General features: G+C 61.4%; 5 protein-coding genes. All 5 read left to right on the forward strand.

The annotated features are described in order from the left end of the window. Nucleotides 1–18: 18 nt before the first annotated feature. The 5 genes from atpD to glmS all read left to right on the forward strand — a co-directional run bounded on the left by atpD (nucleotide 19) and on the right by glmS (nucleotide 6,269). Nucleotides 19–1,395 (forward strand): F0F1 ATP synthase subunit beta, encoded by a 1,377-nt coding sequence (atpD, locus tag B2790_RS07080; RefSeq protein WP_013974904.1) that lies wholly within the window; start codon nucleotides 19–21, stop codon nucleotides 1,393–1,395. A gap of 43 nt (nucleotides 1,396–1,438) precedes the next feature. Beyond that, nucleotides 1,439–1,858, forward strand: a complete 420-nt coding sequence (locus B2790_RS07085) for a F0F1 ATP synthase subunit epsilon (protein WP_003260039.1) — start codon at nucleotides 1,439–1,441, stop codon at nucleotides 1,856–1,858. Between the two features lie 121 nt (nucleotides 1,859–1,979). Beyond that, nucleotides 1,980–3,347 carry a bifunctional UDP-N-acetylglucosamine diphosphorylase/glucosamine-1-phosphate N-acetyltransferase GlmU gene (gene glmU / locus B2790_RS07090; RefSeq protein ID WP_286918518.1) on the forward strand — a complete coding sequence of 456 codons (1,368 nt, stop codon included), beginning with the start codon at nucleotides 1,980–1,982 and terminating at the stop codon, nucleotides 3,345–3,347. Between the two features lie 306 nt (nucleotides 3,348–3,653). Beyond that, the gene (locus B2790_RS07095; RefSeq protein WP_015268400.1) at nucleotides 3,654–4,430 is read left to right on the forward strand and encodes a DeoR/GlpR family DNA-binding transcription regulator; all 777 of its coding nucleotides are present in this window, start codon (nucleotides 3,654–3,656) and stop codon (nucleotides 4,428–4,430) included. Between the two features lie 3 nt (nucleotides 4,431–4,433). Continuing rightward, complete coding sequence (gene glmS, locus B2790_RS07100) at nucleotides 4,434–6,269, forward strand: glutamine--fructose-6-phosphate transaminase (isomerizing) (protein ID WP_286918519.1); 1,836 nt, start codon at nucleotides 4,434–4,436, stop codon at nucleotides 6,267–6,269. Nucleotides 6,270–6,317 lie beyond the last annotated feature (48 nt).

Consider the following 6,317-nt stretch of genomic DNA (forward strand, 5'->3'; position numbering starts at 1 on the left):
TATTCAGAGGATCCAGCTATGAGTAGCGGACGTATCGTTCAAATCATCGGCGCCGTCATCGACGTGGAATTCCCACGTGACGTCGTGCCGAGTGTTTACAACGCGCTGAAAGTACAAGGCGCGGAAACCACCCTGGAAGTTCAGCAGCAGCTGGGCGACGGCGTGGTTCGTACCATTGCGATGGGCTCGACCGAAGGCCTGAAGCGCGGTCTGGAAGTCGTTGACTCCGGCGCTGCCATTTCCGTTCCTGTTGGTAAGGCCACCCTGGGCCGTATCATGGACGTACTGGGCAACCCGATCGACGAGGCCGGCCCGATCGGCGAAGAAGAGCGTCGCGGTATCCACCAGCCAGCGCCTTCGTTCGCTGACCAGGCAGGCGGCAACGACCTGCTGGAAACCGGCATCAAGGTTATCGACCTGGTTTGCCCGTTCGCCAAGGGTGGTAAGGTTGGTCTGTTCGGTGGTGCCGGTGTCGGCAAGACCGTAAACATGATGGAACTGATCCGTAACATCGCCATGGAACACAGCGGTTACTCCGTGTTCGCTGGTGTGGGTGAGCGTACTCGTGAGGGTAACGACTTCTACCACGAGATGAAGGACTCCAACGTTCTCGACAAGGTAGCGCTGGTCTACGGTCAGATGAACGAGCCACCAGGAAACCGTCTGCGCGTAGCGCTGACCGGCCTGACCATGGCCGAGAAGTTCCGTGACGAAGGTAACGACGTTCTGCTGTTCGTCGACAACATCTATCGTTACACCCTGGCCGGTACCGAAGTATCCGCACTGCTGGGCCGTATGCCTTCGGCAGTAGGTTACCAGCCGACCCTGGCTGAAGAGATGGGCGTTCTGCAAGAGCGTATCACCTCCACCAAGGAAGGTTCGATCACCTCCGTTCAGGCCGTATACGTACCTGCGGACGACTTGACCGACCCGTCGCCTGCGACCACCTTCGCCCACTTGGACGCCACCGTCGTTCTGTCCCGTGACATCGCCTCCCTGGGTATCTACCCAGCGGTCGACCCACTGGACTCGACTTCGCGCCAGCTGGACCCGAACGTGATCGGCAACGAGCACTACGAGACCGCTCGTGGCGTTCAGTATGTTCTGCAGCGCTACAAAGAGCTGAAGGACATCATCGCGATCCTGGGTATGGACGAACTGTCCGAAGCCGACAAGCAACTGGTAGCCCGCGCTCGTAAGATCCAGCGCTTCCTGTCGCAGCCGTTCTTCGTGGCCGAAGTCTTCACCGGTTCGCCAGGCAAGTACGTTTCCCTGAAAGACACCATCGCTGGCTTCAGCGGCATCCTCAAAGGTGACTACGACCACCTGCCAGAACAAGCGTTCTACATGGTCGGCAGCATCGACGAAGCGATCGAGAAAGCCAAGAAACTGTAATTCCTGCGCCCCGCAAGGGGCGCTATCAGGTTGAGGCAAGCAGATGGCTATGACAGTCCATTGCGATATCGTCAGCGCGGAAGGAGAGATCTTCTCCGGCCTGGTCGAGATGGTAGTTGCGCACGGTAACCTGGGTGATCTTGGTATCGCTCCGGGTCACGCGCCGCTGATCACCAATCTCAAGCCTGGTCCGATCACGCTGACCAAGCAGGGTGGCGCCCAAGAGGTGTTCTACATCTCTGGTGGTTTCCTCGAGGTTCAGCCGAACATGGTCAAGGTGCTTGCCGATACCGTGCAACGTGCTGCAGACCTGGATGAAGCTCAGGCTCAGGAAGCCCTCAAGGCTGCCGAGAACGCCCTGAATCTGAAAGGCGCGGACTTCGACTACGGCGCCGCCGCCGCACGTCTGGCCGAGGCCGCAGCTCAGCTGCGTACCGTCCAGCAAATGCGCAGAGGCAAGTAATCGGCCCTCGGCTGATAACTTCTGTAGCGATTGAGTAAAAGGGTAGCCTCGGCTACCCTTTTTCTTTTTCTGATTTTTCCCCCCGGTCATTTCACTGACCACCCAGGATTGGTAGCCAGTAATGTCACTCGATATCGTTATTCTCGCCGCCGGCCAAGGCACCCGCATGCGCTCGGCGCTGCCCAAGGTGCTGCACCCGGTAGCCGGCAACTCCATGCTCGGCCATGTTATCCACAGCGCGCGCCAGTTGCAGCCGCAAGGTATTCATGTGGTCATTGGCCATGGTGCCGAGTTGGTTCGAGAGCGCCTGGCCGCCGACGACCTGAACTTCGTCATGCAGGACAAGCAGCTGGGTACCGGTCATGCGGTTGCCCAGGCACTACCGGCCTTGACCGCCGAAACCGTGCTGGTGCTGTACGGTGATGTGCCGTTGATCGAAGTGGAAACCCTGCAGCGTCTGCTGGCCAAGGCCAACGAGCAGCAACTGGGCCTGCTCACGGTTACCCTCGACGACCCGACCGGCTATGGCCGCATCGTGCGTGACGAGCAGGGCAAGGTGACCGCCATCGTTGAGCACAAGGACGCCAACGAAGCGCAGAAAGCGATCAAGGAAGGCAACACCGGTATTCTGGCCCTGCCAGCCGCGCGCCTGGCCGACTGGATGGGCCGCCTATCGAACAACAACGCTCAGGGCGAGTATTACCTGACCGACGTCATCGCCATGGCTGTGGCCGATGGCCTGGTGGTGGCTACCGAACAGCCGCACGACCCGATGGAAGTGCAAGGTGCCAACGACCGCCGCCAGTTGTCGGAGCTGGAGCGCCACTACCAGTTGCGCGAAGGCCGTCGCCTGATGGCCCAGGGTGTGACCCTGCGCGACCCGGCGCGCTTCGATGTCCGCGGTGAAGTGACCGTTGGCCGTGACGTGCTGATCGACATCAACGTGATTCTCGAAGGCAAGGTGGTCATCGAGGATGATGTGCAGATCGGCCCTAACTGCGTGATCAAGAACACCACCCTGCGCAAAGGCGCAGTGGTCAAGGCCAACAGCCACCTCGAAGGCGCCGTGATGGGCGAGGGCAGCGATGCCGGCCCGTTCGCCCGCCTGCGCCCGGGCAGTGTGCTGGACGCCAAGGCCCATGTGGGTAACTTCGTCGAACTGAAAAACGCCCACCTCGGGGAAGGTGCCAAGGCCGGTCACCTCACCTACCTGGGCGATGCCGAAATCGGTGCGCGCACCAACATCGGCGCCGGCACCATCACCTGCAATTACGATGGCGCCAACAAGTTCAAGACCGTGATGGGCGAGGACGTGTTCATCGGCTCGAACAACTCGTTGGTAGCGCCTGTGGAAATCAAGGCTGGTGCGACCACTGCTGCCGGTTCGACCATCACCCAGACCGTGGAGGCAGGCGACCTGGCGGTGGCTCGTGCACGGCAGCGCAACATCTCGGGTTGGAAGCAGCCGGAAAAGATCAAGAAGAGCTGAGTTATACACAGCTGTTTCGATCGAAAGCCGACTTATGTGAATAAGTCGGCTTTTTTCTTGGTCGTTTGGTGTTACTTGTGGGAGCGGCCTTGTGTCGCGAAAGGGCTGCGAAGCAGCCCCGGCAATATTCGCGTTACCTTTGAAATGATTGGGGCCGCTTTGCGGCCCTTTCGCGACACAAGGCCGCTCCCACAAGGGCATGGCGAGTGCCGGAAGAAACTATCCACAGGCAGTGACACCTTGACGAATCGCTCATCTTAGGTTTTGATTGCCACCATTATCTTTCGAATCGAAACTTAAGCGCTCATGTCGAAACGAAACACCCCGCAGCGGCGGCACAACATCCTGGCTTTGCTCAGCGAGCAGGGCGAGGTGAGTGTGGACGCGTTGGCCAAGCGTTTCGCTACCTCGGAAGTCACCATTCGCAAGGACCTCGCTGCCCTAGAAACCAACGGCCTGTTGCTGCGGCGCTACGGTGGCGCGGTCCCGGTGCCACAAGAGTTGCTCGGCGAACCTGCCCAGCCGGTGTCTTCCTATAAAAAGGCCATCGCCCGCGCCGCCGTGGCACGTATCCGCGAACATGCGCGCATCATCATCGACAGCGGTAGCACCACGGCAGCCATGATCCCCGAACTGGGGCGCCATCCTGGCCTGGTGGTGATGACCAATTCGATGAACGTGGCCCGTGCCATCTGTGACCTCGAACACGAGCCGGTGCTGCTGATGACCGGTGGCACCTGGGACCCGCATTCCGAGTCGTTCCAGGGCCAGGTGGCCGAGCAGGTGTTGCGCTCCTACGATTTCGACCAGCTGTTCATCGGCGCCGACGGCATCGACCTCGGCCGCGGTACCACCACCTTCAACGAACTTCTCGGGCTGAGCCGGGTCATGGCCGAAGTCGCCCGTGAAGTGATCGTGATGGTCGAATCGGACAAGGTAGGGCGCAAGATCCCCAACCTCGAGCTGCCCTGGGGCAGCGTGCACACCCTTATTACCGACGAACGCCTGCCCGCAGCGGCACGCGAACAAATTCAAGCCCGCGGCATCAACCTGATCTGCGCCGCGATCAGCCAGGAGCAATAAACCATGTGTGGAATCGTTGGTGCCGTCGCCGAACGCAACATCACAGCCATCCTGATCGAAGGCCTCAAGCGTCTTGAGTACCGCGGGTACGACAGCGCCGGCCTGGCCGTCCTCACCCAGAACGGTGAACTGCAGCGCCGCCGCCGTATCGGCAAGGTCAGTGAACTGGAAGCCGCTGTTGCCGCCGAGCCACTGGCCGGCCAGCTGGGCATCGCCCACACTCGCTGGGCCACCCACGGTGCGCCGACCGAGGGCAACGCCCACCCGCACTTCTCGGGCAATGAAGTGGCCGTGGTGCACAACGGCATCATCGAGAACCACGAAGAACTGCGCGAAGAGCTGAAGGGCCTTGGCTATGTCTTCACTTCGCAGACCGATACCGAAGTCATCGTCCACCTGATCCACCATACCCTGAAGAGCGTTCCGGACCTGACCGATGCCCTGAAGGCTGCGGTGAAGCGCTTGCATGGTGCTTACGGCCTGGCGCTGATCAGTGCCAAGCAGCCTGACCGCCTGGTAGCCGCACGCAGTGGCAGCCCGCTGGTGATCGGCCTTGGCCTGGGCGAGAACTTCCTGGCGTCCGACCAGCTGGCCCTGCGCCAGGTCACCGACCGCTTCATGTACCTGGAAGAAGGCGACATCGCCGAAATCCGCCGTGACCAGGTCTCCATCTGGGACCAGGATGGCCACAAGGTCCAGCGCGAAACCGTGCAGTACCACGAAGGTGCCGAAGCTGCCGACAAGGGTGCCTACCGCCACTTCATGCTCAAGGAAATCCACGAGCAGCCAAGCGTGGTGCAGCGCACCCTGGAAGGTCGCCTGGGCAAGGACAACGTGATGGTACAGGCCTTCGGCCCGCAGGCTGCCGAACTGTTCGCCAAGGTGCGTAACGTGCAGATCGTTGCCTGCGGTACCAGCTACCACGCCGGCATGGTCGCCCGTTACTGGCTGGAAAGCCTGGCCGGGATCCCGTGCCAGGTCGAAGTGGCCAGCGAGTTCCGTTACCGCAAGGTGGTAGTGCAGCCGGACACCCTGTTCGTCTCCATCTCGCAGTCTGGCGAAACCGCCGACACCTTGGCCGCGCTGCGCAACGCCAAGGAGCTGGGCTTCCTCGGCAGCCTGGCGATCTGCAACGTCGGTATCAGCTCGCTGGTGCGTGAGTCGGACCTGACCCTGCTGACTCTGGCTGGCCCGGAAATCGGCGTGGCCTCGACCAAGGCTTTCACCACCCAGCTGGTTTCGCTGATGCTGCTGACCCTGGCTCTGGGCCAAGTGCGCGGTACCCTGGAAGCCGGCGTCGAAGCCGAGCTGGTTGAAGAGCTGCGCCGCCTGCCGGCCCGCCTGGGCGAAGCCCTGGCCATGGACGCCACCGTCGAGAAAATCGCCGAGCTGTTCGCCGACAAGCACCACACCCTGTTCCTCGGCCGTGGTGCGCAGTACCCGGTGGCGATGGAAGGTGCGCTCAAGCTCAAGGAAATCTCTTACATCCACGCCGAAGCCTACCCGGCAGGCGAGCTGAAGCACGGCCCGCTGGCGCTGGTGGATAGCGACATGCCGGTGGTTACCGTTGCGCCGAACAACGAACTGCTGGAGAAGCTGAAGTCAAACCTGCAGGAAGTACGCGCCCGTGGTGGCGAGCTGGTAGTGTTTGCCGACGAGCAGGCCGGCATGACCAATGGTGAAGGTACCCACGTGATCAAGGTGCCGCACATCGCCGACGCCCTGGCGCCGATCCTGTACACCATCCCGCTGCAGCTGCTGTCTTACTACGTGGCCGTGCTCAAGGGCACCGACGTGGACCAGCCGCGTAACCTGGCCAAGTCGGTTACGGTCGAGTAAGCCAGAAGCCAGGGGGTGCTTTGCGCCCCATCGCGACACAAGGCCGCT

The sequence above is a fragment of the Pseudomonas sp. UBA6753 genome (genome assembly GCF_002453565.1).
Lineage (GTDB): Bacteria > Pseudomonadota > Gammaproteobacteria > Pseudomonadales > Pseudomonadaceae > Aquipseudomonas > Aquipseudomonas putida_Z.

Coding starts and splice junctions, on each gene's coding strand:
- B2790_RS07085 (WP_003260039.1), top strand. CDS start 1,439: ATGGCTATGACAGTCCATTGCGATATCGTCAGCGCGGAAGGAGAGATC.
- atpD (WP_013974904.1), top strand. CDS start 19: ATGAGTAGCGGACGTATCGTTCAAATCATCGGCGCCGTCATCGACGTG.
- glmU (WP_286918518.1), top strand. CDS start 1,980: ATGTCACTCGATATCGTTATTCTCGCCGCCGGCCAAGGCACCCGCATG.
- B2790_RS07095 (WP_015268400.1), top strand. CDS start 3,654: ATGTCGAAACGAAACACCCCGCAGCGGCGGCACAACATCCTGGCTTTG.
- glmS (WP_286918519.1), top strand. CDS start 4,434: ATGTGTGGAATCGTTGGTGCCGTCGCCGAACGCAACATCACAGCCATC.